Source organism: Streptomyces sp. NPDC026672 (assembly GCF_040638185.1).
Lineage (GTDB): Bacteria > Actinomycetota > Actinomycetes > Streptomycetales > Streptomycetaceae > Streptomyces.
In genome coordinates this window covers 196,051-222,544 of the sequence record NZ_JBEZXS010000011.1, presented here as the reverse complement: position 1 = coordinate 222,544, position 26,494 = coordinate 196,051, and the positions used below count along the sequence as shown (strand labels likewise).

Below are 26,494 nucleotides of genomic sequence, written 5' to 3'. Positions count from 1 at the left end.
GCGGCACTCAGCGCTTCGGGCTGTCAACCCTTGGCTACTTCGGGGCCGGAACGCGATTCGCAACCGCGTCCGGTCCCGTGACACGGCGCCGCGCCGCATCGAAGCCGCATCAAATACGTGATGTACGTCACCCATAGGTGTCGCCGGGTCCCGTGCTGCCGGGGGCGCGCAGGGGGCCGTAGCGACGGGCCGGACCACCGGGTCCGAGGACCTTGATCAGCCGCACGGTGCCGTGTCCCAGGTCCTCGTTGAGCCGGGCCACCAGGGTCGGCGCGAGCAGCCGCAGCTGCGTGGCCCACACCGTGGAGTCGCACTGCACCACCAGGACCCGCTCGTCCTCGTCGTACCGCTGCGGCACGCAGTGCTTGGCCAGGTCCTCGCCCACGATCTGCGGCCAGCGGCCCATGACCCCGCCCACCGCGGCCGGCGTCTCCCAGCCGCGCTCGGTGATCAGCCGGTTGATGGCGGCGCCCAGTGCCATGGGGTCGCGCCCGTCGGCGCGCGCGCCGGAGCGCAGACCGCCGCGCCGGGCCTGCTTCTTCTGCCGGGCCGCGTCCCCGCGCGCGCGTGCCTGCTCCTTGGCCGCGCGCAACGCCACGCGCGCCAGGTCGACGCCGGAGGGCTCGGCCGTCCTCGGCCGCGGCTCCGGGCCTGCCTGGTCGCCGCTCATACGCGTTCCACCGTTCCCTCGGACACCGTGTACCGCGCCCCCGCCAGGACATGCGGTACGTCGTCGTCGACCGCCGCGGTCACCAGGACCTGCTCGCCGGGCGCGACCAGCTCGGCCAGCCGCTCCCGGCGGCGGGCGTCCAGCTCGGCGAAGACGTCGTCGAGCACCAGCACCGGCTCGTTGCCCTCCGCGCGCAGCAGGTCGTACGACGCGAGGCGCAGCGCCAGCGCGTAGGACCAGGACTCGCCGTGCGACGCGTACCCCTTGGCGGGCAGCCGGCCGAGTCTGAGGACCAGGTCGTCGCGGTGCGGGCCGACGAGGGTCACACCGCGCTCGATCTCCTGCTTGCGGATCTCGCCGAGCGCCGCCGTCAGCTGGGCGTACAGCTCCTCGCGCGTGTGGGCCTCGCCCGGCGCCGACGGCTTGTACTCCAGGGCGACAGGACCGCCTCCGGGGGCCAGCTGTTCGTACGCCTTGTCGGCCAGCGGCTCGATCGCCGCGATCAGGTCGAGACGGTGGGCGAGCAGTTCGGCGCCCACGCGCGCGAGGTGCTGGTCCCAGACGTCGAGCGTGGACAGGTCCATGGAGCGCCCGCCGTGCCTGCGGGCCAGCGCGGCCGACTTGAGCAGGGTGTTGCGCTGCTTGAGGACCCGCTCGTAGTCGGAGCGGACGCCCGCCATGCGCGGGGAGCGCGCGGTGATCAGCTCGTCCAGGAAGCGGCGCCGCTCCCCGGGGTCGCCCTTGACCAGGGCGAGGTCCTCGGGCGCGAACAGCACGGTCCGTACGATCCCCAGGACGTCACGGGGCCTGACCTGCGAGGACCTGTTGATGCGGGCGCGGTTGGCCCTGCCGGGGTTCAGCTCGAGCTCGACCAGTTGCTGCCGGTCGCCCTGGCGGACCTGCGCCCGGATGATCGCGCGCTCGGCGCCCATGCGGACCAGGGGCGCGTCGGAGGAGACGCGGTGGCTGCCGAGGGTGGCGAGATAGCCGACGGCCTCGACGAGGTTCGTCTTGCCCTGGCCGTTGGGGCCGACGAAGGCGGTGACGCCCGGGTCGAGCGGGACCTCGACCCGGGCGTAGGAGCGGAAGTCGGCCAGCGAGAGATGCGTGACGTGCATGGTCGTGCGCCGACCTCCCCCAGGGTTGTGGATCGCGGGGCGACCCTGTGGATTACTTCTTCTCGACCGCGTGGCCGCCGAACTGGTTCCGCAGCGCCGCGATCATCTTCATCTGCGGCGAGTCGTCCTGGCGGGAGGCGAACCGCGCGAACAGCGACGCGGTGATCGCGGGCAGCGGCACCGCGTGGTCGATCGCGGCCTCCACCGTCCAGCGGCCCTCGCCGGAGTCCTGAGCGAAGCCCTTCAGCCCGTCCAGGTGCTCGTCCTCGTCGAGGGCGTCGACCGCGAGGTCGAGCAGCCAGGAGCGGATGACCGTGCCCTCCTGCCAGGAGCGGAACACCTCCCGGACGTCGGTCACGGAGTCGGCCTTCTCCAGGAGTTCCCAGCCCTCGGCGTAGGCCTGCATCATGGCGTACTCGATGCCGTTGTGGACCATCTTCGCGAAGTGGCCCGCGCCGACCTTGCCCGCGTGCACCGACCCGAAGTCGCCCTCGGGCTTGAGGGCGTCGAAGAACGGCCGCACCTTGTTGATGTCCCCGGCGTCGCCGCCGTACATCAGCGCGTAGCCGTTCTCCAGGCCCCAGACGCCGCCGGAGACTCCGCAGTCGACGAAACCGATGCCCTTGGCCGCCAGCTCCTCGGCGTGCCTCTCGTCGTCCGTCCAGCGGGAGTTGCCGCCGTCGACGACCACGTCACCGGGTTCCAGCAGCTCGGCCAGCCGGTCGATCGTGGTCTGGGTGGGCTCGCCGGCCGGGACCATCACCCAGACCACGCGCGGTGCCGGAAGCTTGTCCACAAGCTCGTCCAGGCTGTGGACGTCCGCCACGTCGGCGTTGCGGTCGTACCCGATGACGGTGTGGCCGGCGCGGCGTATCCGCTCGCGCATGTTGCCGCCCATCTTGCCGAGGCCGACGAGACCGAGCTCCATCTGCTGTGTTCCTTAGGTTGCGGTGTGACACGTGAGGCACCTGCGTGCCGCGTCCGAGCCTAACCTCGGACGCTCGTGCACACCTGTGGGCATACGCGCTCATACGTACGCCCTCACCTGCGGCTTTGCGGGATGGAGGGTCAGCCGCTCAGCCGGACCGGCATGATCAGGTACTTGTACGCCTCGTCCGCCTCGGCGTCGACCGCGGGCCTGCCGGAGAGCAGGGCGGGCTTGGTGGACGTCGTGAACGACAGCTGGGCCACCGGGGAGTCGATAGCGCTGAGTCCGTCCAGCAGGAAGGTCGGGTTGAAGGCGATGGAGATGTCGTCGCCCTCCAGCTGCGCGTCGACCCTTTCCACAGCCTGTGCGTCGTCGCTGGAGCCGGCCTCCAGGATCAGCACGCCCTGCTCGAAGCTGAGCCGCACCGGGGTGTTGCGCTCGGCGACCAGGGCCACGCGCTTGACGGCCTCCACGAAGGGGGCGGTCTCGATCACGGCGACGGAGTTGAACTCGGTCGGGAACAGCGTGCGGTACTTCGGGAGGTCGCCCTCCAGGAGCCGCGTCGTCGTGCGGCGCCCGGCCCCCTCGAAGCCGATCAGGCCCTCGCCCGAGCCCGAGCCGGACAGGGCGAGGATGACGCTGTCGCCGCCCGTGAGCGCCTTGGCGGTGTCCAGGAGCGTCTTGGCGGGCACCAGGGCGACCGCGGACGCCTCCGGGTTCTCCGGCTTCCACAGGAACTCGCGGACCGCGAAGCGGTAGCGGTCGGTGGAGGCCAGGGTGACCCGGTCGCCCTCGATCTCGATGCGCACACCGGTGAGGACGGGCAGCGTGTCGTCGCGCCCGGCGGCGATGGCGACCTGGGCGGCCGCGGCGGCGAAGACCTCGCCGGGGACGGTGCCCGTGGCGTTCGGCATCTGGGGCAGCGACGGGTACTCCTCCACGGGCAGGGTGTGGAGGGTGAAGCGGGAGGAGCCGCAGACCACGGTCGCCCGCACACCGTCCGTGGAGATCTCCACCGGGCGGTTGGGCAGGGCGCGGCAGATGTCGGCGAGGAGCCGGCCGGAGACGAGGACCGTGCCCTCCTCCTCGACCTCGGCGTCCACCGAGACGCGCGCGGACACCTCGTAGTCGAAGCCGGACAGGCTCAGTTGGCCGTCCTCGGCCTTCAGCAGCAGGCCCGCGAGGACCGGAGCCGGCGGACGGGCCGGGAGGCTGCGTGCCGCCCACGCCACTGCCTCCGCGAGTACGTCGCGTTCCACCCGGATCTTCACCGTAAGCCGCCTCCTGCTGTTGCCGGCGCTTCTCGCCCTGCTTCGCCTGCGTCGTCTGACTCGGTGTCGTGGGCCCCGGGGAGGGGAAGGACACCGGGGACCAGTCTGACGCACCGCACTGACAGTCGGTGCCCCTCGGGGTCAAGTCGTGACGAGACGCGGTCAGGCGGCTCGGAGCGAGTTGTGCACAGGACCCACTTCGAAACGGATTCCCAGCTCTCTCTAGTTGGGAGTAGTAGTAGGGCCTGTGGATACCGTGGATAACCACGTTTTCGCAGCTCAGAGGCGATATTTTGTCCACCGGTCCTGTGGGTGACGGCAGTGGACAACCGGGTGTTTCTGTGGAGAACAGAAAGTTCTGCACACCCCGTGCACAGGCAGGGGCCACTTCTCCCCAGCTCCGTCCCCAGCTTTACCCGGCTTTCCCACAGCCCAACCCGGCAACTTCGTGTGACGCCTTTCACTCGACGCGGTGAGGAGGCGCGTCGCGTTGCCGAACAGTGGACAGGGATGTGGAGAACGGGCCGATCGCTGGGGACAACGGTCCCCAGCCTGTGGGGCACCGGTGGACAACTTTGTGCACAGCCTGTGGATCACCGCTTCGTCCACAACCTGTGGAGATCGTTCGTCCACGAATCCACAGCCTGTTGAGCTGGACTGATGGTCCTTCAACAGCACAGCCTGTGGATGAGTTTCGGGACAACTTCGTGGTCCCCAGCGTGTGGACGGAAGAAAGTACCCGAATCTGTGGAGGACGGCCGTAACCTCGGCCGCATTCGAACACCGGGCGGCGCGAGGCCGGCGGGCTCCCAGCTCCGGGAGCGCCCCGATCCCCGCCCGGAAGCCGTCCCCGAGCCTCACCGCGAGCCGTTCCGGGAGGCGTTCCGGAGGCGGTCCGGGACGCACCGGAGGCGCTTCGGAGGCGTTCCGCGGGTGTTCCGGGGCCGTTCCGGGGTCGCGTGGGGCTGTCCCCAGCCTGTGGGGAGACGAGCGCGCCGTGGCCGCGTCCGGCGCGCCCCGAAAAGCCGAGGGCGCCCCGGGCCATGGAGGCCCGGGGCGCCCTCGGCGCCGCACGGAAGGGGCTGTCAGCCGTTCTTGATGCGGTTCGTCAGCTCGGTGACCTGGTTGTAGATGGAGCGGCGCTCGGCCATCAGCGCACGGATCTTGCGGTCCGCGTGCATCACGGTGGTGTGGTCGCGGCCCCCGAACTGCGCCCCGATCTTCGGCAGCGACAGATCCGTCAGCTCCCGGCACAGATACATGGCGATCTGCCGCGCGGTCACCAGCGCCCGCCCCCGCGACGTGCCGCACAGGTCCTCGACCGTCAGCCCGAAGTAGTCGGCCGTCGCCCCCATGATCGCCGTCGCAGTGATCTCCGGCGCCGAGTCCTCGCCGCCCGGGATCAGGTCCTTGAGGACGATCTCCGTGAGCCCCAGGTCCACCGGCTGCCGGTTGAGCGACGCGAACGCCGTCACCCGGATCAGCGCGCCCTCCAGCTCACGGATGTTGCGCGAGATCCGCGAGGCGATGAACTCCAGCACCTCGGGCGGGGCGTTGAGCTGCTCCTGCACGGCCTTCTTGCGCAGGATCGCGATGCGCGTCTCCAGCTCGGGCGGCTGGACGTCGGTGATCAGACCCCACTCGAAGCGGTTCCGCAGCCGGTCCTCCAGCGTCACCAGCTGCTTGGGCGGCCGGTCGCTGGAGAGCACGATCTGCTTGTTCGCGTTGTGGAGCGTGTTGAAGGTGTGGAAGAACTCCTCCTGCGTCGACTCCTTGTCCGCGAGGAACTGGATGTCGTCGACGAGCAGGATGTCCATCTCGCGGTAGCGCTTGCGGAAGCTGTCGCCCTTGCCGTCGCGGATCGAGTTGATGAACTCGTTGGTGAACTCCTCCGAGCTCACGTACCGCACGCGCGTGCCGGGGTACAGGCTGCGCGCGTAGTGCCCGATGGCGTGCAGCAGGTGCGTCTTGCCGAGCCCCGACTCCCCGTAGATGAACAGGGGGTTGTACGCCTTCGCGGGCGCCTCGGCGACGGCGACCGCGGCCGCGTGCGCGAACCGGTTCGAGGCGCCGATCACAAACGTGTCGAAGAGGTACTTGGGGTTCAGCCGCGCGGTGGGCTCACCGGGACCGCTCGCCGGCGCGGGCTGCGCGCCCAGCGGTCCGGGCCCGCCGGGCGACGGCAGGTTCACCCCTCCCGGACCGCCCCGGTGCGCCTGGCCGGAGCCGACCGACGGGTCGGGCAGCTCACGGCGTCCGCCGTCGCGCTGGTCGAAGTCCACGCGCGCGGTGTCGTACTCGGAGCGCGGCTGTTCGTACGACGGCCGGTCCATGGGCTGCCGGTAGTCCTGCGAGCCGTACGTGTCCTGCGCCGGCGATCCGTACGTCTCGCGCGGCGGGCCGTACGAGTCCTGCGAGGGAGAGGCGTAGGGATCGCGCTCGGGGAAACCGAGCCGCGGCTGCTGCCAGCTGTACTCGTCCTGCGCGGGCCGCGGCCAGGCGCCGGGCTCGGGGCGCTGGTACTCGGACGGGTACGCCGGGCGCGCCGTGGGCAGCGGGTCGGGACGGCCGCCCTGCTCGGCGGGGCCGCCCTGCATCTGCTCGGCACGGTGCCGGCCGTACCCGTCGTACTGGCCCTGCCCGGGCGGGAGTTCGGGCTCCTCGTAGCGCGGCTGCTGGACCCGGGGGGCCGGCGGGGCCGGGGGCTCGCCGGCGGAGTCGTCGACGGTGATCGCGATACGGATCGGTCGGCCGCACTCACGGCTCAGGGTGTCGCTCACCACAGGGGCGAGCCGGCCCTCCAGTACGCCCTTCGCGAATTCGTTCGGCACGGCGAGCAGGGCGGTGTCCGCGACCAGCGCGAGCGGCTGGCAGCGGCGGATCCAGTGCTCGTCCTTCGCCTCGACGCCCTGACCGCGGCCCTCACCCAGGAGCTGCTCAAGTACTCGTGGCCACACTGCGGCAAGATCGGCAGGTACGTCAGCCACAGGGCACGCTCTCTCACAGGTCCCACGAACGTGTGGTTCGTGGAAGGGGCGGGATGTAAATCGGGTCGGGCGGGGATAAGGGAACGAATCGGAGTCCAGTCACGGTAGTCAGCGGGGCGGGTGCGGTTCAAGTTGTTGTCCCCAGCCTGTGGACAAGTGTCTCCCGAGGGTCGTTGGTTTGACCGGATGGCGTAGCCGCGCGTACCGTAACCAGGTCGAGTTGTCGATGGCTGCTGCCGCCTGCCTCCGATGGGCACAGATCACTTCGGGTGATCGGGAAGCGGTGCACTCGGGCGTGACGCGAGCTTCTCGTGGGCGCACGGTGACAGCCAGGACGGCACCCGCCACCACCGATTGATTTCTGGAGCCCCCGAGTGAGCAAGCGCACCTTCCAGCCGAACAACCGTCGTCGCGCGAAGACCCACGGCTTCCGGCTGCGTATGCGCACCCGTGCCGGCCGCGCGATCCTCGCGTCCCGCCGCAGCAAGGGTCGCGCCCGCCTGTCCGCCTGATCCCGATCAGGTCGTGACGTCGTGCTGCCCACCGACAACCGGCTGAGGCGGCGCGAGGACTTCGCGACCGCGGTACGACGAGGGCGTCGGGCCGGCCGCCCACTCCTCGTCGTCCACCTTCGTAGCGGTGCCACGGACCCGCACGCGCCTGGGGAGAGCGCTCCCCCGACGCGTGCGGGTTTCGTCGTGAGCAAGGCAGTGGGTGGCGCGGTCGTGCGCAACACAGTGAAGCGCAGACTTCGCCATCTGATGCGGGACCGAGTCGCCCTGTTTCCCCCCGGTAGCCTGGTAGTCGTACGAGCGCTGCCCGGAGCGGGTGACGCAGACCATGCACAGCTGGCCCGAGACCTGGACGCCGCCCTGGAACGGCTGCTGGGAGGGGGCGCGCGATGAAGTACCCACTGCTGGCTCTGATCAAGCTGTACCAATGGACGATCAGTCCGCTGCTCGGGCCGGTGTGCAAGTACTACCCGTCGTGCTCCCACTACGGCTATACGGCCATCGACCGACACGGTGCGATCAAGGGGACGGCACTCACCGCCTGGCGCATCCTGCGGTGCAATCCATGGTCGCTCGGCGGTGTGGATCACGTTCCCCCGCGCAAGCGTCCGCGATGGCACGAGATGCTGCGCAACGCCTGGCGTGCACACAAGGGCGGGCCCTCCGCCGCCGAACCGGCCACCGACGGGAGTGTCCCGCCGAGCCCGGCCGCAGAGACCTCGTCCCATGCCCAAGGAGCATGATTAGTGGACACGATTGCCAGCCTCTTCAGCTTCATCACGACACCCGTTTCATGGGTCATCGTCCAGTTCCACTCGGTCTACGGGAAGATCTTCGGTCCCGATACCGGCTGGGCCTGGGGCTTGTCCATCGTGTCCCTGGTGATCCTGATTCGTATCTGCCTGATCCCGCTCTTCGTGAAGCAGATCAAGGCGACCCGGGCCATGCAGACCCTGCAGCCCGAGATGAAGAAGATCCAGGAGCGCTACAAGAACGACAAGCAGCGCCAGTCCGAAGAGATGATGAAGCTGTACAAGGAGTCGGGTACCAACCCGCTCTCCTCGTGCCTTCCCATCCTGGCGCAGTCCCCGTTCTTCTTCGCCCTGTACCACGTGCTCAACGGCATCGCGACGGGCAAGACGATCGGCGTCATCGACGACCAGCTGCTCGCCAGCGCTCGTCAGGCGCACATCTTCGGTGCCCCGCTCGCCGCGAAGTTCACGGACAACGCTGACAAGGTCGCCCAGCTCGGTGCCTCCCTGACCGACGTCCGGGTCGTCACCGCCATCATGATCGTGCTGATGTCGGCGTCGCAGTTCTACACGCAGCGCCAGCTGATGACGAAGAACGTCGACACCACGGTGAAGACCCCGTTCATGCAGCAGCAGAAGATGCTGATGTACGTCTTCCCGGTCATGTTCGCCGTCTTCGGCATCAACTTCCCGGTCGGTGTCCTCGTCTACTGGCTGACCACCAACGTGTGGACCATGGGCCAGCAGATGTACGTCATCCACAACAACCCGACCCCGGGTTCCAAGGCCCAGGCCGCCTACCTGGAGCGCCTGACCAAGCACGTCTCGCACCACGGCAAGACCCGCAACCGGCGCGAGAAGGCCATCGTCAAGGCGATCGTCAGCAAGGGCCGCGACCGCAACGAGTTCGAGCGCAAGTTCATCACCGGTCTCGGCAAGGTGGGCCTCGCCGCTCAGGCCGACGGCACGGTGATCAAGAGCGAGAGCCAGGCGGCCGCCCAGGCCGAGGACGGCACGGGCACGACGACCACGGCCACGGCCGCCCCCCGGCGCCAGCAGCCCAAGCGCCAGAGCAAGTCCCAGCGCCAGGCCGGTGGCGGTTCCCGCCCGGCCGACGACGCCGAGCCGGTCACCTCGCTCACCAAGTCCGACGAGCCCGAGGACGCCGCGCCGCAGAAGGCCGAGCCGCAGGACGCCAAGCCGGTCGCGAAGCAGCAGCCCGCGAAGCCCGGCAGCAGTGGCCGCAGCAAGGCCCAGTCCGGTCAGCGCAAGGGCCCGCAGCGGCCCAAGTCCCCGTCCAAGAAGTAAGAAGGAGTCCATCCCGTGACGGAAGGCACCACCTCCGCCGCTGCCGAGGGTGCAGACACCCTGACCCGCCTGGAGCAGGAGGGCGAGATCGCGGCGGACTACCTCGAAGGCCTGCTGGACATCGCCGATCTCGACGGTGACATCGACATGGACGTCGAGGCCGACCGCGCCTCCGTGTCGATCATCAGCGACGCTAGCGGCCGTGACCTGCAGAAGCTGGTCGGCCGGGACGGCGAGGTGCTGGAGGCGCTCCAGGAGCTGACCCGCCTGGCCGTGCACCGGGAGACCGGAGACCGCAGCCGGCTGATGCTGGACATCGCCGGCTACCGCGCCAAGAAGCGCGCCGAGCTGTCCGAGCTGGGCGCCAAGGCCGCCGCCGACGTCAAGAACACCGGCGAGCCGGTCAAGCTCGACCCGATGACCCCGTTCGAGCGCAAGGTCGTGCACGACGCGGTCAAGGCCGCCGGACTGCGCAGCGAGTCGGAGGGCGAGGAACCGCAGCGGTTCGTCGTCGTACTGCCTGCCTGATCGGCATTCGCGTTCCACCGGCCCCGTCTGTTGCGCAGACGGGGCCGTACTTTGTCAGCCTGTAGGTCTGTGGCCGGTGCGCGATACGCCCGGCGCTGTACGGAAGGACGGTCCCCGTGACGGAGGCAGCGGAGCTCCCCTCTGCGCCCGAACAGGCGCGGGAAGTGTTCGGTGATCGCTTCACCGACGCGGTTCGCTACGCGGAGCTGCTCGCCGAGGCGGGCGTGCAGCGCGGTCTGATCGGGCCGCGGGAGGTTCCCCGTCTGTGGGAACGGCACCTGCTGAACTGCGCCGTGCTCTCGGAGGTCGTCCCCGAGGGGGTCACGGTCTGCGACGTGGGCTCCGGTGCGGGCCTGCCGGGCATCCCGCTGGCGCTCGTCCGCGAGGACCTGAAGATCACCCTCCTGGAGCCCCTGCTGCGGCGTACGACGTTCCTCACGGAGGTCGTGGAGCTGCTGGGCCTGGACCATGTGACCGTCGTCCGTGGCCGCGCCGAGGAGGTCATGGGCACCCTGCCGCCGGTGCATGTGGTGACGGCCCGCGCCGTGGCTCCGCTGGACCGGCTGGCCACCTGGGGCGTCCCGCTGCTGCGGCCCTACGGCGAGATGCTCGCCCTGAAGGGGGACACGGCCGAAGAGGAGCTGAAGGCGGCAGGTACGGCACTGAGCAAGCTGGGTGCGGTGGCCACGTCCATCCTGCATGTGGGCGAGGGCGTGGTGGACCCGCTGTCGACCGTTGTACGCGTCGAGGTCGGGGAGAGCCCGGGCGGTGTGCGTTTCGCGGCCAAGCGGGCGAAGGCCGCCCGCACGGGACGGGTACGCCGACGTCGCTGATCCGTCCGGGTCGTCACCGTCACTTCGCATCCGTACTCCACACAAGCTGCCAAACCCGCGCAACCCGGAGTGTCGCGACGTTCGGGCCGCGGTCGCTGTGCATCGTGTTTCACGTGAAACGTCGCTCACTCCTGCACGGCATCATCAGTCGCGGCCGGGCTGCGGCCGAACCGCGAGACCGGAAGCCTCTTGGGTCACTCGGAGGGGCATCGAAGTTGTCCACAGAGGTGGATTTCTCCACAGAACAACAAGCCTCACTGGTTCGCGACCCCGGAGGCATGGGAGGCTCTGTTCATTGCGAGCCTGAAGTCGAGGAGAGTGAATCCTTGCGGTCCGACGCCAACATCGCGGGACCGATGACCGATCCGGTCCCCGGTCCCCGTACCGAGTCGATGGGGGCGGATGTTTCACGTGAAACACCGCCTCCGATGGACGACACTCCCATCGGTCGTGCTGCCCAACTGGCGGTGGAGGCACTGGGTCGTGCCGGTGAGGGCCTGCCACGGCCCGAGCAGACCCGCGTGATGGTGGTCGCCAACCAGAAGGGTGGCGTGGGCAAGACGACGACGACCGTCAACCTTGCCGCTTCGCTGGCTCTGCACGGCGCTCGTGTCCTGGTGATCGACCTCGACCCGCAGGGCAACGCATCCACCGCGTTGGGAATCGACCACCACGCCGAAGTGCCCTCGATCTACGACGTATTGGTCGAGAGCAGGCCACTGGCCGAGGTCGTCCAGCCGGTTCCGGATGTCGAGGGTCTCTTCTGCGCCCCGGCCACGATCGATCTCGCCGGTGCCGAGATCGAGTTGGTGTCCCTGGTGGCACGAGAGAGCCGGCTCCAGCGCGCGATCCAGGCGTACGAGCAGCCGCTGGACTACATCCTCATCGACTGCCCGCCGTCGCTCGGCCTACTGACGGTCAACGCGCTGGTGGCCGGAGCCGAAGTCCTCATCCCGATCCAGTGCGAGTACTACGCGCTGGAGGGACTGGGCCAACTGCTGCGCAACGTCGACCTGGTGCGGGGGCACCTCAACCCCGACCTGCATGTGTCGACCATCCTGCTCACCATGTACGACGGCCGGACGCGTCTCGCCTCCCAGGTCGCGGAAGAGGTGCGCAGCCACTTCGGCGAGGAGGTGCTGCGGACGAGCATTCCCCGCTCCGTCCGTATCTCCGAAGCGCCGAGCTATGGGCAGACGGTGCTGACCTACGATCCAGGATCGAGCGGTGCCCTCTCCTATCTTGAGGCGGCACGAGAAATCGCGCTGAGGGGTGTCGGCATCCATTACGACCCGACGCAGGCCCACATCGGCGCCCAGGGCAATCCGAACATGGTGGAGGGGCTTCAGTGAGTGAGCGACGGAGGGGGCTGGGTCGTGGTCTCGGCGCGCTGATCCCGGGCCCGACCGACAAGAACCCGGCATCGGCCGCTGTGGGGGGTGCGGCACCCGCGTCGCCGGCGGCGGTGCCGATCCTCGCGACCGATCGCGGGGTGGCCGCGGCGAAGGTGACCACGCTGACATCGGTTCCGCAGGAAACCGAGGAGCAGTCGGTCAACGGCGTCGCGGAGACTCCCGCCCCGCCCATGGGCGCCTACTTCGCCGAGATCCCCCTCGACTCGATCACACCCAACCCGCGTCAGCCCCGTGAGGTTTTCGACGACGACGCGCTGCAGGAACTGGTCACCTCGATCCAGGAGGTCGGCCTCCTCCAGCCCGTTGTCGTACGGCAGATCGCCAACGGGCACTACGAGCTCATCATGGGCGAGCGGCGCTGGCGGGCCTGCCGTGAGGCCGGGCTCGACGCGATCCCGGCGATCGTGCGGGCCACGGACGACGAGAAGCTCCTCCTGGACGCGCTCCTGGAGAACCTGCACCGCGCGCAGCTGAACCCGCTGGAAGAGGCGGCGGCCTACGACCAGTTGCTCAAGGACTTCAACTGCACGCATGACCAGTTGGCGGACCGCATCGGTCGCTCGCGTCCGCAGGTCTCCAACACGCTGCGTCTGCTGAAGCTTTCGCCGGCGGTGCAGCGCCGGGTCGCCGCCGGGGTGCTGTCCGCCGGACACGCACGGGCGCTGCTGTCCGTGGAGGACTCGGAGGAGCAGGACCGGCTGGCCCACCGGATCGTCGCCGAGGGCCTCTCGGTGCGTGCCGTCGAGGAGATCGTGACCCTCATGGGATCGCGTCCCCAGACGGCTCAGCGGGCCAAGGGACCCCGTGCGGGGACGCGTGTCTCCCCGGCGCTGAGCGATCTCGCCTCCCGTCTCTCGGACCGCTTCGAGACGCGGGTGAAGGTCGACCTCGGCCAGAAGAAGGGCAAGATCACCGTGGAGTTCGCCTCCATGGACGACCTGGAGCGGATCCTCGGCACGCTCGCCCCGGGTGAGGGGCCGGTCCTCCAGGGCGCCCTCCCCGACGAGGACGCCGAAGATGTCGAGGACGCCGAGGACTGAGCATCGGCCGTTGGCCATCGCCCCGATCGGGCGGCGGAGCGGGTCGTGTCCGGTGTGTACCGGAACACGATCCGCTCTTTGCTTTCAGGCGGTATCAGTGGAATCCCTTCGTGGATACGATGCGAAGCAGGTATGGCGCGTCCACCTGGCAGCACCTCTGAGGGGGAGGCGGGGGCCATGCGAACGATGAGCCGCACCGGACTGGTGAGCGCGGGTCTGGGACTGGGCGCCGTCGGCGGATTCGTCGGCAGTCTGCTCAGGGAACGGAGCGCTCTGTCGGCAGCCCGCGGTGCCGCGGGCGAAGGAAGCGAGGAACAGCCTTCATGGGCCGTCGGCTCGTACCGCTCACGCTGGACAACCTTCAGGACCTTCCCCAGCGTTGTCGCTCGTGCGTCTTCTGGGAATTGGACCCGGTCAGTGGTGAGGCCGCGGTAAGAGCGGGCAGGGCCGCCGTGGAGAAGGAGGGGTGGATCTCCTCGGTCCTGCTGGACTGGGGATCGTGCGGCCGTGTGGTGTACGTCGACGACGTACCGGTGGGCTTTGTGCTCTACGCCCCGCCCGCTTACGTCCCCCGCTCCATGGCGTTCCCGACGAGCCCGGTGGCGTCCGACGCGGTGCAGTTGATGACGTCGTTCATCATGCCCGGCTATCAGGGGCAGGGGCTCGGCCGGGTGATGGTCCAGACGGTCGCCAAGGATCTGCTGCGGCGCGGCTTCAGGGCGATCGAGGTGTTCGGGGACGCCCGCTGGAAGGAACCCGCGTGTGTGCTGCCGGCGGACCATCTGCTGGCGGTGGGCTTCAAGACCGTACGGCCTCATCCCACATACCCGCGGCTGCGGCTGGAGCTGCGTACCACGCTCTCGTGGAAGGAAGACGTGGAGATGGCCCTGGACCGGCTCTTGGGGGCCGTACAGAAGGAACCAGCGCTTCGGCCGCTGTGACAAGAAAGGGCCGACCCTTCCGGGTCGGCCCTTCATGTTTCACGTGAAACATGCGCCCGTCGGAGTGACGGCGGTACCCACTACTCGGAGATGAAGTCCTCGAGGTCGCGGACGATCGCTGCCTTCGGCTTGGCGCCGACGATGGTCTTGGCGACCTCCCCACCCTGGTAGACGTTCAGGGTCGGGATCGACATGACGCCGTACTTGGCGGCCGTGCCCGGGTTCTCGTCGATGTTCAGCTTGACGATCTCGATCTTGTCGCCGTACTCCGCGGCGATCGCCTCCAGGGACGGGGCGATCTGGCGGCACGGACCGCACCAGGCGGCCCAGAAGTCCACCAGGACAGGCTTGTCGTTCTTGAGGACGTCCTGCTCGAAGGAATCGTCCGTCACATGCTTGAGGGTGCCGGCCACGGCGGGCTCCTAACTCGGTCGAGGGGTGGGGAGAAGGGGGATCAGACGGTGGTCTTCTCGGGCTCGGCCTTCTCGCTGTCCGTGAGGGCGGCGAGGAAGCGCTCGGCGTCGAGAGCAGCGGAGCAGCCGGTGCCGGCTGCGGTGATCGCCTGGCGGTACGTGTGATCGACCACGTCGCCGGCGCCGAAGACGCCGGTCAGGTTGGTCCGCGTGGAGGGGGCGTCCACCTTCAGGTAGCCCTCCTCGTCCAGGTCCAGCTGACCCTTGAACAGCTCGGTCCGCGGGTCGTGGCCGATCGCGATGAACAGGCCCGTCACCGGAAGGTCGGACAGCTCGCCGGTCTTGATGTTGCGGAGCTTGAGGCCCGCGAGCTTCGGGTCGCCCTGGATCTCGGCGACCTCGCTGTCCCAGATGAACTTGATCTTCGGGTCGGCGAAGGCGCGGTCCTGCATCGCCTTGGAGGCGCGCAGGGTGTCCCGGCGGTGGACGATGGTCACGGACTTGGCGAACCGCGAGAGGAAGGTGGCCTCCTCCATCGCGGTGTCACCGCCACCGATCACGGCGATGTCCTGGTCCTTGAAGAAGAAGCCGTCACAGGTCGCGCACCACGAGACGCCACGACCGGACAGGGCGTCCTCGTTCGGGAGACCGAGCTTGCGGTGCTGCGAGCCGGTCGTCACGATGACGGCCTTCGCACGGTGGACCTTGCCCGCGGTGTCCGTGACGGTCTTGATCTCACCGCTCAGGTCGACGGCGACAACGTCGTCCGGGACGAGCTCAGCGCCGAAGCGCTCTGCCTGGGCGCGCATGTTGTCCATGAGGTCGGGACCCATGATGCCGTCGCGGAAGCCCGGGAAGTTCTCCACCTCGGTGGTGTTCATCAGCGCACCGCCCGCGGTGACAGCCCCCTCGAACACCAGAGGCTGCAGCGACGCGCGCGCGGTGTAAAGCGCCGCCGTGTACCCGGCGGGCCCGGAGCCGATGATGATCACGTTACGGACGTCGCTCACGGCTTGGTTCCTCGTCTCTGGTCTGCGTCAGTCGACCGGTGCGAGCCTCTTTCGAAGCTCTCACCCCACCCAACGGATCCTACGGGGCCCGCATTCCCGGTGTGCCCGGGCGCACGAGGTCCCTACCCGGTATGTGCCTTCGCCGGGATCGAGGACGGATCGAGGACGCCTCAGGAACGGGCGAACGACTGTGACAACAGGACCTTCCCCGGGAGCATCGGCTCCCGGCCCACGCATGCCATGTCGACGACATAGGCCGTCACCCGCGTGCTGTCCGACGCGTCCGGCAGCACAACGAGGTACGCGTCCTTGCCGTTGTACGTCCCCTTCTTCGCGCCCAGAACGTCACCCTCACGGTTGATGCCCTGCCGCACGCACTCCGGGACCGTGACGGAGGGCTCCATCAAGGTGTTCGCGCCCTCGCTCGTCTGCGGGCCGGTGGACTCCGACTCGATGTCCGTGCGGGGTCGTCCGCTGTCCGAGCCGCGCTGGGAGTGCTGCCGCGTGGAGAGGAGGCCGGTCACCTCGCTCTTGAGCGGGCTGCCGGAGAAGGTTCCGGAGGCACTGGTCGGCGTGCCCTGAGCCGTCGGGTGGGACGTGTCGTCCCCGAGTGACTGAAGGAAGAAGGAGCCTGCCCCGAGGACGGCGGCGGTGAGCACGGCACCCAGGACAACCGTCCGACGGCGCCGGCCGGGCCGACGGTCCTTGCGTCCGGGGCCGGTCGCCGCCTGCGGGCGTCCGGCAGGCCGGTCCGTGGGAGCCGATGTTTCACGTGAAACATGCGCCTCGGTGTCCTCGTCGGACAGCGCGGGGGAGACGGAGACCAGAGCCGAGGTGTCCGCCGTCTCGGGAGCGGAGGCGCTCAGCAGGGCCTCGGCGGCGAGAGCGGCGTCGATCCGGCCCGCCACGTCGTCGGGCATCCGCGGCGGTCCGGGCAGGGAGCCCAGCAGCCCGCGGATCTCCTCCAGGGAGGTGTAGACGTCCGCGCAGAGGGCGCAGTCGTCCAGATGCGCGCGTACCTCGGTGGTCCGGGCCGGAGGAAGAATGCCCTCGGCGAGGTCGGAGATCTCGGCGACGTCCGGGTGCCCGGTCATATCTGTCGTGGAAGTCACGCTCGCCCACCTCCGCCCTTCACTGCGGCTGAATCACTCGGCCCTGTGCCCCGGGGCCCGTCGTTCCGAGGACCCGCTGCGGGTGGGACGGATGTCCCCTGCGCCCGGTTCCGCACCGGGTCCCGCTCCTTTCCCTCGCCGGCCTTCTCCGGCCGCAGATGGGTGAGGAGCGGGAGCAGTCTGGCTCTGCCTCGCGCACAGCGGCTCTTGACCGTCCCGACGGGGACATCGAGGACCCGCGCGGCCTCGGCGACGGGATAGCCCTGCATGTCCACCAGGACGAGGGCCGCCCGCTGATCGTGCGGGAGGGTGCCCAGGGCCTCCAGGAGCTGGCGGTGGAGGTCGTTGCGCTCGGCCGGCGCCGAGGCCGACTCGTGCGGCTCCAGGAGCTGTTCGAGGCGCTCGGTGTCGTCCACCGGAGCGGTCTTCCGGGAGGCGGCCTTGCGGGCGCGGTCCAGACAGGCGTTCACGGTGATGCGGTGCAGCCAGGTGGTGACGGCCGACTGGCCCCGGAAGGTGTGGGCGGCCCGGTACGCGGACACCAAGGCGTCCTGCACTGCGTCGGCGGCCTCCTCGCGGTCCCCCAGCGTGCGCAGCGCCACCGCCCAGAGCCGGTCCCGATGGCGCCGCACGATCTCACCGAAGGCATCGGGGTCACCCTCGACGTGCCGGGCGAGCAGATCCTGATCGCTCACTCCGTCGAATCCGGCGCCCTGCGCCATCTGACCCCCTCCGCCTCCGGTGTGATGTCAGCCCGTGAACTTCACCTCGGTGATGGCCTGCTTGAATCCGGCGCCGCTGTAGGACGAGGGATCGGCGCCCGAGCGCGGTACGGCCGTGAGCCACACGAGGACGTACTGGGTCTTCACGGGCTTGCTGAGCCTGACCGCGGCGGTGGTGCCGGTCGTCTTGACGCTGCCGATCTTCTCCAGCGATGTGAGCGACGGCGGTGTCAGTGAGTCGGACGCGTACAGCTCGACCGTGGTGTGGTCGCCAGCGTAGCGAAGCCCGATGCTGGCCGCGGAGAGTTCCTTGGCCGAGCCCAGGTCGTACACAATGCCCACACCCGGCTTGAACGGCGGGATCGAGGGACCACCGGTGAAGGTCTTGGTCCGCCAAGTCGTCGACGGGTCGCCGTCATAGGTCTTGGCGACGTCGCCCGGGTGCTGGGCGTCGCCCTCCGCGACGAACTCCTGCGCGCCCCGGATCTTGAACGTGGTGAGCGGCCTGGCCTGGTCGCCGTTCTTGTCGCCGCCGTCCGTGATCTGGGTGTTGTTCGTGTCGTCGGGGGTGCCGCCCTGGTCCATCAGGGCGTCCGCGAGCTGCCAGCTGCCCAGACCCAGGGCGGCGATGAGGAGGGCCGAGACGGCCCACTTGAGCGCCTTGCCGGTACGGCTCTGGAGCGGGGCCGGCGGGGGCTGGATGGGCTGGGCCGCACCGGGAGGCGTCGGCGTGCGGCCGTAGGTGCCCTGCTGGTACGTCGTGCGCTGGTACTCGGGCGGTGCCGCGAACGTCGGCTCCGGCGGGCGGATGCGGGGCATCTCGCCGATCGCCTTCACCAGCTCCTCGGGTGTGGTGCAGGCCGCCTCGTGCCGGGAGGCGGTGGCGCCGTCGTTGGCGAGGGCGCGCATGGCCAGCTCCGACAGCCCGCGGTGGACGCCCGCCCGCACCTGGTCCGGCGCGATCAGACCGATGTCCTTCGGCAGCCCGGACAGGCCGTAGGCGTCGCTCTCGTACGGCCAGCGCTGGGTCAGCGCCGCGTACAGCAGGGCGCCGATCGCCTCGGTGTCCGTGCGCTGCGGGGTGTCCGAGCCGACGCCGCGCAGCGCGGCGTTCACCGCGAGGCCGCGGATGCGCCACTGGCCCGTCGACGTGCGCAGCACGGCGTTCGGGTTGAGGCGGAGATGGGCGAGGCCCTCGCGGTGGGCCGCTGCCATGGCGGAGGAGACCTGACTGACCATCTGGTAGGCGTCGTGCGGCTCCAGTGGGCCCGCGGAGAGCAGCGCGGTCAGCTCGACGGCGTCGGGCAGCCATTCGTGCACGACGTAGACGAGGTCGTTCTCCTCGACGGCGTCGAGGACCTGGACGAACCGCGGGTCGCCCAGCAGGGCGGACGAGCGGGCCGCGGCCAGGACCGTACGGGCCCGGCTGTGGTCGGCGGGCAGGATGTGCACGCCGACCGCACGGCGGAGCATCTCGTCCACCGCGCGCCAACTGCTGAATCCGTCCAGACGGGTGACGCACTCCTCAAGGCGGTAGCGTCTGGCGAGTTTGTGACCGCTGTGCAGTTCGGGAGGCGAGGTCTTCTTCCCGGACCCCCCGGTCCCGTTGTTTCCCTGTACCTCGTCGCTTTCCGTGTCCCGCTCCGGGTTCTGGGCCACCCCGTCGGCCGTGGCCTGGTCCGCCTTGGCGGTCAGCGGCTTGTCGCCACTGTTGTCTGCCACGTCGACGGCAGCCGTGCTCCGTTCCGCCACCGTCGTCCCTGCCTCCCCATCCGTTGCACGCTGTCCGACGCCGAAACCAATTGTGCCCACAGTCCGCCGCTATGCACGACACACGACGACGGACGATGGTTGTGCGCGTACCCCCGCTTCAGCGTCCCAGACGCCCGCGCACCATGCCCACGAGGGAGTTGAGTTCCTCGATGCGCATGCGGCGGGCCGCGACGAAGAAGACGCCGAGCAGCACGGCCCCGCCCGCCACCAGCGCGGCGAAGGAGCCGACGACACCCTGCCCGAGGCTGTGTCCGATGCCGTAGCAGACGGCGCCACTGAGCAGCGCGGCCGGCACGGAGGCGATGCACAGACGGGCGTAGGTCCGGGTGACCCGGGCGCCGTCGAGATTGCCGTTGAGCCGCTTGCTGAGCCTGCGCCAGGCGACACCGACGCCGATGGCGTAGGCGAGACCGTACGAGGCCGCCATGCCGGCGACCGCCCAGCGGGCCGGGAGCACGAAGTAGCAGGCCACCGAGGCGCCGGCGTTCACCGCGGCCACGATGACCGTGTTGTAGAAGGGGGTGCGGGTGTCCTCGTACGCGTAGAAGGCGCGCAGGACGACGTACTGCACCGAGTACGGGATCAGGCCGAGGGCGAAGGCCATCAGCATGTACCCCATGTTGGTGGCCTCGCTGGTGCCCGAGGAGCCGAAGATCAGGGTGCACATCGGGATGCCGAGCGACAGGAAGCCGAACGCCACGGGCACGATCGCCACCGCCGTCGTCCGCAGGCCCTGAGAGATGTCGTCGCGGACGGCGCCCGCGTCGTCCTCGGCCGCGGAGCGCGAGATGCGCGGCAGCAGGGCCGCCATCAGGGAGACCGTGATGATGGCCTGCGGAAGGCCCCAGATCAGCTGGGCGTTGGCGTAGGCGGCGAAGCCGGTGCCGTCGACGGGGGACGCCTTGCCGGCCGCGGTGGACAGCTGCGAGACGACGATGGCGCCCGCCTGGTTGGCGAGGACGAACAGCACGGTCCACTTGGCGAGCGTGGCCGCCTTGCCGAGGCCGTGGCCCCGCCAGTCGAAGCGCAGCCGCAGCCGGAAGCCCGTCTCCCGCAGGTACGGGATCATCGCCAGGGCCTGCACGACCAGACCCAGCAACACGCCGATGCCGAGCAGCCGCTGGCCCTCCGGCGGGATGTTGGTGACCTTCATGCCGGAGTTCGCGGCGGTGCCGTAGACCCAGATGAACGTGCCGAGCGTCACGATGATGACGATGTTGTTCAGGACCGGGGTCCACATCATCGCGCCGAACTTCCCCCGCGCGTTGAGGATCTGACCCATCACCACGTGGATGCCCATGAAGAAGATCGAGGGCAGGAAGTAGCGGACGAAGGTGACGCCGACGTGGTTGGCCGCCGGGTCACTGGCGACCGGGTCGGACAGCAGGCGGATCAGCAACGGGCCGCCGGCGACCGCGAGCACGGTGAGCGCGCCGAGCGCGACCATCACCAGCGTCAGCAGCCGGTTGGCGAACGCCTCGCCGCCGTCCTCGTCCTCCTTCATCGCGCGCACGAGCTGCGGCACGAAGACGGAGTTGAGACCACCACCGACGGTCAGGATGTAGATCATCGTCGGCAGCTGGTAGGCGACCTGGAACGTGTCGCCGAGCAGACCGACACCGAGCGCCGAGACGATCATCGCCGAGCGGATGAACCCCGTCAGACGGGAGACCATCGTGCCCGCGGCCATGAGGGCGCTGGACTTCAGCAGACCGCCCGCCTTGCCGCCCTTGCGCGCCGCCGGGGCGGAAGGTGCCGCCGGAGCGGCGGGGGCCGTGGCGGGCGAAGATGCGGACGGGCCCGGCGCGGGCGGGTACGGCGCGGCGGCGTACGCCCCGCCCTGGTTCGGGTTCCCCGGGTACGGGTACTGACCGGCCGGTCCCTGTGCGCCGCTCTGCGGGCCGGGAGCGCCCGCCGGGCCCGGCACGGCCGGGGACTCCACGGACGGGCGTGTGCCGCCCTGCTGCTGGTCGCGGAAGAGGTGGGCGAACGCGTCCGGCTCGTGCCGCTCCTCGCCGGAGTGCGTCACCAGGTCGTCCACCCCCACGAACTGGGTCGTCCGGGGGTCCTCGCCGTACGGCAGGTGCTGCGTCGGGCCCGCGGGCTCGGGCGCCGGGGTCTGCGCCCACACGTGCGGGTCGGGGGCGTACGGCGACTGCTCGGGGCGCCCGTACAGCGGCTGCTGCGGGTACGTCCCCGGAGGCGGCGGCGGATGCGCGGACCGGTCGTAGAGCGCCTCGGCGACCGGGTCCTGGGCGGAGAGGTCCTGCGCCCGGTACGGATCGTCGTCGTAGGCGTCCTGGAGGTACATGTCCGCCGCGTGCTGCGGCGGCACCTGGCCGGGCTCGGGCGGCGGCTCGGGGTACCCCGAGCCGGCCGCGGCCTGGCCACGGTCACCGTCGTACGGCGCGTTCATGGATTACCCCACCTCATCGTCCCCGGGCCCACCGGCCACGACATCGCTCAACGGTCCACTCTCTCACCCGTGCCGGACGGGTCGGTGCTTTCCGGTGCGGTGTCCGGTGTCGGGTCACTCGGCTGCTCCGGGTCGTCTGCCCGGGAGCGGGCGTCGGACTCTTCCTCCCGGCGATCCGCGGGGCCCTCGGGGTCCTGCGGCCCCTCGGTCTCCTCCCCCGCGCCGCCGTCACCCTCGTCCTCGGCCTGCCGGGCCGCGGCACGCTTGCGCTGCGTGTACATCCGGAAGCCGGCGAGGACGAGCAGCAGCACACCGCCGCCGATGACCAGCATCACCGTGGGCGTGACCTCGGTGACCTTCACGTCGAACTGCACCGCGTCGCCGTACTCCTGGCCGTCCTGCGTGTACAGCTGGGCGATGACCGTCACACGGCCGTTGGCGTTCGCCGACGTGCTGAACTTCACGGACTGGCTGTGTCCGCCGGAGACGGTGACGGGCTGTTCCGCGTATACCTTGCCGCCGACCTTGAGGCGCTTCGGCATCGTCGAGCTGAGTCGCAGCACCAGGTGGTCGACGCCCTGCACCAGGTTGTTCTGGACGGTCACCGGGATCGTGGCGCTGCGTCCGGAGAGCTTGGTCTCGGACTTGTCGATCAGCTTGACCTGGTGGGTGAGGTCGTCCAGCCAGGACTCCACACCGCTGCGGAAGACGGCCGCCTCGCGCGGCCTGCCGCGCCAGGAGGTGGACATGTCGCGGTTCGTGGCGAGCCCGAAGGGGGTCACGACCCGGGAGCGGTCGCTGAGGACCACCTGGAAGTTGTCGAGCTTGTCCTGCGTCCGCGCGATCTGCTCGAAGGCCGAGCGCGGCAGTTCCTTCTTGCGTAGCGACGAGGGGTAGGCCGACGTCGACGGGACGCGGGTCCTCGCCCCGGAGTCGGGCTTGGCCCTGGCCGCCTCGGTGAGGTTCTGCGACTCGGACCAGTTGCCGTTCTGGAGCGCCATGACGGCCTCGGCCATCGCGTGGGCCTGGCCCGCGGACGGCATGCGCTGCGGCGCGACCACGATGCTGCGCTGCTCGTCGGTCTGGAGGTTGATCTCCAGGCTCTGGGCCAGGAACTCCTGCACGGCGAGCGTGGCCGGGCCGCCCTTGGTGAGGTCGCCCTCGAACGCCCGCGACAGCCGTGCGTCGGCGACCACCGCGGTGGTGCCGCCGCCGATCGGACGGGCCGCGGACGGCGTGTAGGACAGGCTGTTGCTCTCCCGGAGGCTGTCGCTGCGGGCGATCACCTTGTCGGCGCCCGCGGAGGTGGCGACCTTGATGATCGACGGGTCGACGGCTCCGTTCACGGGCCAGGCGAAGTCCATGGTCGGTGTGACGTGGAGCACGGACTTGACCGTGGTCGCGGCGACGACGGAGGCGTCCTTGAGGTGGCTCAGGGAGCCGGTGACGCTCGTGCCGTTGTGGGCCAGGGAGGCCAGGTCCGGGTCGGCGAAGGGCAGGGCGACGACCTCGCGGCCCGCCACGGCCTTCTGGAGGTCCGCGAGGAACTGCTTGGCGACGGCCTGCTGGGTGCCGGCCGTGGTGGTGTCGCCCTCGCCCTGGACGCGGTAGCTGCGGGTCATCGCGTCCACGGACGCCAGCAGGTCGGGATCGATCACCCAGGTGACGTCCAGGTCCTTGCCGAGCGCCACCATCTGCGCCAGCCGTCCGCCGGGAGCGAGGTCCTGGGCGAGGTCGTCGTCGAGGAAGACGGGTGTCTGCTGCTCCCCGGCCCCCGTCTTCGCCGTCATGTGGACGGGGGAGACGAGCGGCCACAGGTACGTCGTCCGCGTGGTGGTGCCCGCTTCTCCCGGCTGCCAGGGCAGGAACGTCCGGCGGACGCCGAGCACCTGCTCCCAGGGCTGCGCGGAGGTCTCGCCGGACAGGGAGACGTCGAACTCGTACACACCGTCCTGGCCGAGGTCGAGCTTGTCGACCGGAACGGAGATGCTGAAGCGCTGCGAGACGCCCGGGGAGAGCTTGTCGAAGTTCTGGACGTACTTGCCGCCGACCTCGTCGCCGGCGTCCGCGCGCACCTCGTCGGAGCCGCCGGCGACCTGGTCCACGGCCGAGCGGGTGGTCAGCCGGGAGCCGAGGCGGAGCCCCACGTGGGCGTCCGTGACCGACCGCTTGCCCTTGTTGGTCACCGTGCCCGCGACGGTCAGGGTGTCCCCGTCCGAGGGCAGGGTCGGGCTCAGGGAGTCCACGGCCACGGCCACCGTGCCCGTGGAGGCCGCCTGTGCCGGTGTGGCGGCAGGCAGCTGGAGCAGACCCGCCAGCAGGGGCGCTCCGGCGCACAGCGCCCCGGTGCGCCGCAGCCAGCGGCGGGCAGGTGAGGGACCGGTCCCCTGGAAGTCTGCCGCGTCGGCCACGCGCTCGTCCGTCCCTCGTCGTCAGTGGTCGTAGGAATGTGCGTCCACGCATGGTAACGATGCGCGCGGAGGGGAAGTGCCACGGTCCGGCACCCAAGATCGGGAGACAGCAGCTCGGCACACCCTTTGTCCGGTATCGAGGGCGGCGTGTCCGTACGTCCCGAGAGCGGCTCCTGTCGGGGTATGCGGTGGGCCGTCCCTCCCCTCTTTATGGAGGCGCTTCGGGACGTCAGGGGCACGTACTCTTTTCTGTTGTGCCGAACGCCAATGAAGACACTCCTTCTACTCTGAGCCAGGTGCAGCAGCGCGCGGTGAGCGAACTGCTGCGGGTGGCCCCCGTCGCCGACGATCTCGCCCGCCGTTTCCAGGAAGCCGGGTTCTCGCTCGCCCTGGTCGGCGGCTCGGTCCGGGACGCGCTGCTCGGCCGGCTGGGCAACGACCTGGACTTCACCACCGACGCCCGTCCCGAGGACGTACTGAAGATCGTGCGGCCGTGGGCGGACGCCGTGTGGGAGGTCGGGATCGCCTTCGGCACCGCCGGGGCCCAGAAGGACGGCTACCAGATCGAGGTGACCACCTACCGGTCGGAGGCGTACGACCGCACCTCGCGCAAGCCCGAGGTGTCCTACGGCGACTCCATCGAGGAGGACCTCGTCCGGCGGGACTTCACCGTCAACGCGATGGCCGTGGCGCTGCCGCAGAAGGAGTTCGTCGACCCGTACGGGGGCCTGGAGGACCTGGCGGCGCGGGTGCTGCGCACGCCGGGCACACCCGAGGACTCCTTCTCGGACGATCCGCTGCGGATGATGCGCGCCGCGCGCTTCGCCGCCCAGCTCGACTTCGAGGTGGCCCCCGAGGTCGTCACCGCGATGAAGGAGATGGCCGGGCGCATCGAGATCGTCTCGGCCGAGCGGGTCCGGGACGAGCTGAACAAGCTGATCGTCTCCGCGCACCCGCGCACGGGCCTGGCGCTGCTGGTCGACACCGGGCTCGCCGACCGTGTCCTGCCCGAGCTGCCGGCCCTGCGCCTGGAGCGTGACGAACACCACCGGCACAAGGACGTCTACGAGCACACGCTGATCGTCCTGGAGCAGGCGATCGCCCTGGAGGAGGACGGCCCCGACCTCACCCTTCGGCTGGCCGCGCTGCTGCACGACATCGGCAAGCCGCGCACGCGCCGCTTCGAGAAGGACGGCCGGGTCTCGTTCCATCACCACGAGATGGTCGGCGCGAAGATGACCAAGAAGCGGATGACGGCCCTGAAGTACTCCAACGAGCTGGTGAAGGACGTCTCACGTCTGGTCGAACTCCACCTGCGCTTCCACGGCTACGGCACCGGCGAGTGGACGGACTCGGCGGTCCGGCGCTACGTACGCGACGCCGGCCCGCTCCTCGGCCGGCTGCACAAGCTGACCCGCTCGGACTGCACGACCCGGAACAAGCGCAAGGCGACCGCGCTGTCACGGGCCTACGACGGCCTGGAGGAGCGCATCGCTCAGCTCCAGGAGCAGGAGGAGCTCGACGCGATCCGCCCGGACCTGGACGGCAACCAGATCATGGAGATCCTGGGGGTCGGTCCGGGGCCGATGGTGGGCAAGGCCTACAAGCATTTGCTGGAGCTGCGGCTGGAGCACGGGCCCCTGGAGCATGACGCGGCGGTGTCGGCGCTCAAGGAGTGGTGGGTCGAGCAGGACTGAGGTCATGTTTCACGTGAAACATGACCCCGATTCCTCCACGACGGAGGGCCGATGTTTCACGTGAAACATCGGCCCTCCGTCGTTGTTGCTCAGGGTTGCTCCGGTGTTACTTCGTCTCCTTCAGGCACAGCACCACATCGTGGCCCCCGCCGTACTGGACGTAGGAGATCGTGGCGTCCGAGACGGTCTCGCACTTGTTGGTGTCGGTGGAGCCGTCGAACTTCTGGACCACCTTGTACTGGGCGTCGCCCGACGAGCAGTCCACCTCATTGAGGTCGGGGCTGCTGTAGGAGCCCTTGTTGTGCATGCAGGAGCCCACCGACGTCGTCTCGGCGTCGTCCCGCGTGAAGAACCAGCCGGCGCCGAACTTCACCAGACCGATGATGACGGCGACGACGATCACGCCGAGGATGCGCAGCGCCTTCTTGCTGCCGCGCCTGGCCGGGGCCGGCGGCGGAACGGGCGCTCCGGGCGCCCCCTGGTTCGGGAACGGCGCGTACGGCTGCTGCGGCGGAACGCCCGGCCCCGGCTGCCCGTAGGGCTGCTGCCCGGCCGGCGGCGGAGGCGGCGGCGTCTGGGCGTACGGGTTGGCCCCCTGGGGCGGCGGCGGAGTAGTCACTTGGAAGTCCCCCCTGGA

The 26,494-nt window shown here is 69.9% G+C and carries 23 protein-coding genes; 10 read left to right on the top strand and 13 right to left on the bottom strand.

The window, feature by feature from the left end:
* Window positions 1-127 precede the first annotated feature (127 nt).
* From AB0F77_RS15915 to dnaA, 5 genes are all read right to left on the bottom strand, one after another.
* On the bottom strand, window positions 128-670 hold the full coding sequence (locus tag AB0F77_RS15915; RefSeq protein WP_361947680.1) for a DciA family protein: 543 nt from the start codon (window positions 668-670) through the stop codon (window positions 128-130).
* A complete protein-coding gene (gene recF, locus AB0F77_RS15910) occupies window positions 667-1,788 on the bottom strand; it encodes a DNA replication/repair protein RecF (protein ID WP_361947677.1) in 1,122 nt (373 codons plus the stop codon). The genes AB0F77_RS15915 and recF overlap by 4 nt, the downstream gene beginning before the upstream one ends.
* Before the next feature lie 52 nt (window positions 1,789-1,840).
* Window positions 1,841-2,716, bottom strand: a complete 876-nt coding sequence (gene gnd, locus AB0F77_RS15905; protein WP_361947674.1) for a phosphogluconate dehydrogenase (NAD(+)-dependent, decarboxylating) — start codon at window positions 2,714-2,716, stop codon at window positions 1,841-1,843.
* Between the two features lie 140 nt (window positions 2,717-2,856).
* Window positions 2,857-3,987, bottom strand: a complete 1,131-nt coding sequence (gene dnaN / locus AB0F77_RS15900; RefSeq protein WP_361947671.1) for a DNA polymerase III subunit beta — start codon at window positions 3,985-3,987, stop codon at window positions 2,857-2,859.
* A gap of 1,085 nt (window positions 3,988-5,072) precedes the next feature.
* Window positions 5,073-6,974: a chromosomal replication initiator protein DnaA gene (gene dnaA / locus AB0F77_RS15895; protein WP_361947668.1), complete on the bottom strand. Its 1,902-nt coding sequence runs from the start codon at window positions 6,972-6,974 to the stop codon at window positions 5,073-5,075.
* A 374-nt stretch (window positions 6,975-7,348) separates the two neighbouring features.
* On the opposite strand from dnaA, the gene rpmH reads away from it, so the two are divergent.
* The 9 genes from rpmH (at window position 7,349) to AB0F77_RS15850 (ending at window position 14,303) form a co-directional block, all read left to right on the top strand.
* On the top strand, window positions 7,349-7,486 hold the full coding sequence (gene rpmH, locus AB0F77_RS15890; protein ID WP_003956500.1) for a 50S ribosomal protein L34: 138 nt from the start codon (window positions 7,349-7,351) through the stop codon (window positions 7,484-7,486).
* A gap of 21 nt (window positions 7,487-7,507) precedes the next feature.
* Window positions 7,508-7,879, top strand: coding sequence for a ribonuclease P protein component (gene rnpA / locus AB0F77_RS15885; protein WP_361947665.1), 372 nt, complete (start codon window positions 7,508-7,510; stop codon window positions 7,877-7,879).
* Window positions 7,876-8,229: a membrane protein insertion efficiency factor YidD gene (gene yidD / locus AB0F77_RS15880; RefSeq protein ID WP_361947662.1), complete on the top strand. Its 354-nt coding sequence runs from the start codon at window positions 7,876-7,878 to the stop codon at window positions 8,227-8,229. The genes rnpA and yidD overlap by 4 nt, the downstream gene beginning before the upstream one ends.
* 3 nt (window positions 8,230-8,232) lie before the next feature.
* Complete coding sequence (yidC, locus tag AB0F77_RS15875) at window positions 8,233-9,546, top strand: membrane protein insertase YidC (RefSeq protein ID WP_361947659.1); 1,314 nt, start codon at window positions 8,233-8,235, stop codon at window positions 9,544-9,546.
* A 15-nt stretch (window positions 9,547-9,561) separates the two neighbouring features.
* Complete coding sequence (locus AB0F77_RS15870; protein WP_361947656.1) at window positions 9,562-10,074, top strand: R3H domain-containing nucleic acid-binding protein; 513 nt, start codon at window positions 9,562-9,564, stop codon at window positions 10,072-10,074.
* Between the two features lie 116 nt (window positions 10,075-10,190).
* Complete coding sequence (rsmG, locus tag AB0F77_RS15865; RefSeq protein WP_361947653.1) at window positions 10,191-10,907, top strand: 16S rRNA (guanine(527)-N(7))-methyltransferase RsmG; 717 nt, start codon at window positions 10,191-10,193, stop codon at window positions 10,905-10,907.
* Window positions 10,908-11,185: 278 nt separating this feature from the next.
* Window positions 11,186-12,259 (top strand): ParA family protein, encoded by a 1,074-nt coding sequence (locus AB0F77_RS15860; RefSeq protein WP_361947768.1) that lies wholly within the window; start codon window positions 11,186-11,188, stop codon window positions 12,257-12,259.
* Complete coding sequence (locus AB0F77_RS15855) at window positions 12,256-13,362, top strand: ParB/RepB/Spo0J family partition protein (RefSeq protein WP_361947650.1); 1,107 nt, start codon at window positions 12,256-12,258, stop codon at window positions 13,360-13,362. Before AB0F77_RS15860 ends, AB0F77_RS15855 begins: the two co-directional genes overlap by 4 nt.
* A 323-nt stretch (window positions 13,363-13,685) precedes the next feature.
* Window positions 13,686-14,303: a GNAT family N-acetyltransferase gene (locus tag AB0F77_RS15850; protein WP_361947647.1), complete on the top strand. Its 618-nt coding sequence runs from the start codon at window positions 13,686-13,688 to the stop codon at window positions 14,301-14,303.
* 80 nt (window positions 14,304-14,383) lie between these two features.
* On the opposite strand, the gene trxA is transcribed toward AB0F77_RS15850, so the two are convergent.
* The 7 genes from trxA to AB0F77_RS15815 form a co-directional block, all read right to left on the bottom strand.
* On the bottom strand, window positions 14,384-14,716 hold the full coding sequence (gene trxA, locus AB0F77_RS15845; protein WP_361947644.1) for a thioredoxin: 333 nt from the start codon (window positions 14,714-14,716) through the stop codon (window positions 14,384-14,386).
* A 41-nt stretch (window positions 14,717-14,757) separates the two neighbouring features.
* Window positions 14,758-15,726, bottom strand: a complete 969-nt coding sequence (gene trxB / locus AB0F77_RS15840; protein ID WP_361947641.1) for a thioredoxin-disulfide reductase — start codon at window positions 15,724-15,726, stop codon at window positions 14,758-14,760.
* Window positions 15,727-15,896: 170 nt separating this feature from the next.
* Window positions 15,897-16,838 (bottom strand): hypothetical protein, encoded by a 942-nt coding sequence (locus AB0F77_RS15835; protein ID WP_361947639.1) that lies wholly within the window; start codon window positions 16,836-16,838, stop codon window positions 15,897-15,899.
* Window positions 16,835-17,560 (bottom strand): RNA polymerase sigma factor SigM, encoded by a 726-nt coding sequence (gene sigM / locus AB0F77_RS15830; protein WP_361947636.1) that lies wholly within the window; start codon window positions 17,558-17,560, stop codon window positions 16,835-16,837. The genes AB0F77_RS15835 and sigM overlap by 4 nt, the downstream gene beginning before the upstream one ends.
* Before the next feature lie 27 nt (window positions 17,561-17,587).
* Complete coding sequence (locus AB0F77_RS15825) at window positions 17,588-19,312, bottom strand: protein kinase family protein (RefSeq protein ID WP_361947633.1); 1,725 nt, start codon at window positions 19,310-19,312, stop codon at window positions 17,588-17,590.
* Window positions 19,313-19,430: 118 nt separating this feature from the next.
* Complete coding sequence (gene murJ / locus AB0F77_RS15820; protein ID WP_361947630.1) at window positions 19,431-21,749, bottom strand: murein biosynthesis integral membrane protein MurJ; 2,319 nt, start codon at window positions 21,747-21,749, stop codon at window positions 19,431-19,433.
* Between the two features lie 47 nt (window positions 21,750-21,796).
* Entirely contained in the window at window positions 21,797-24,160 is a 2,364-nt protein-coding gene (locus tag AB0F77_RS15815; protein ID WP_361947627.1) for a DUF6049 family protein, read from the bottom strand.
* 254 nt (window positions 24,161-24,414) lie between these two features.
* Between AB0F77_RS15815 and AB0F77_RS15810 the strand changes: the two genes are divergently transcribed.
* On the top strand, window positions 24,415-25,857 hold the full coding sequence (locus AB0F77_RS15810) for a CCA tRNA nucleotidyltransferase (protein WP_361947624.1): 1,443 nt from the start codon (window positions 24,415-24,417) through the stop codon (window positions 25,855-25,857).
* A gap of 106 nt (window positions 25,858-25,963) precedes the next feature.
* On the opposite strand, the gene AB0F77_RS15805 is transcribed toward AB0F77_RS15810, so the two are convergent.
* A complete protein-coding gene (locus tag AB0F77_RS15805) occupies window positions 25,964-26,476 on the bottom strand; it encodes a hypothetical protein (RefSeq protein ID WP_361947621.1) in 513 nt (170 codons plus the stop codon).
* Window positions 26,477-26,494: the final 18 nt, after the last annotated feature.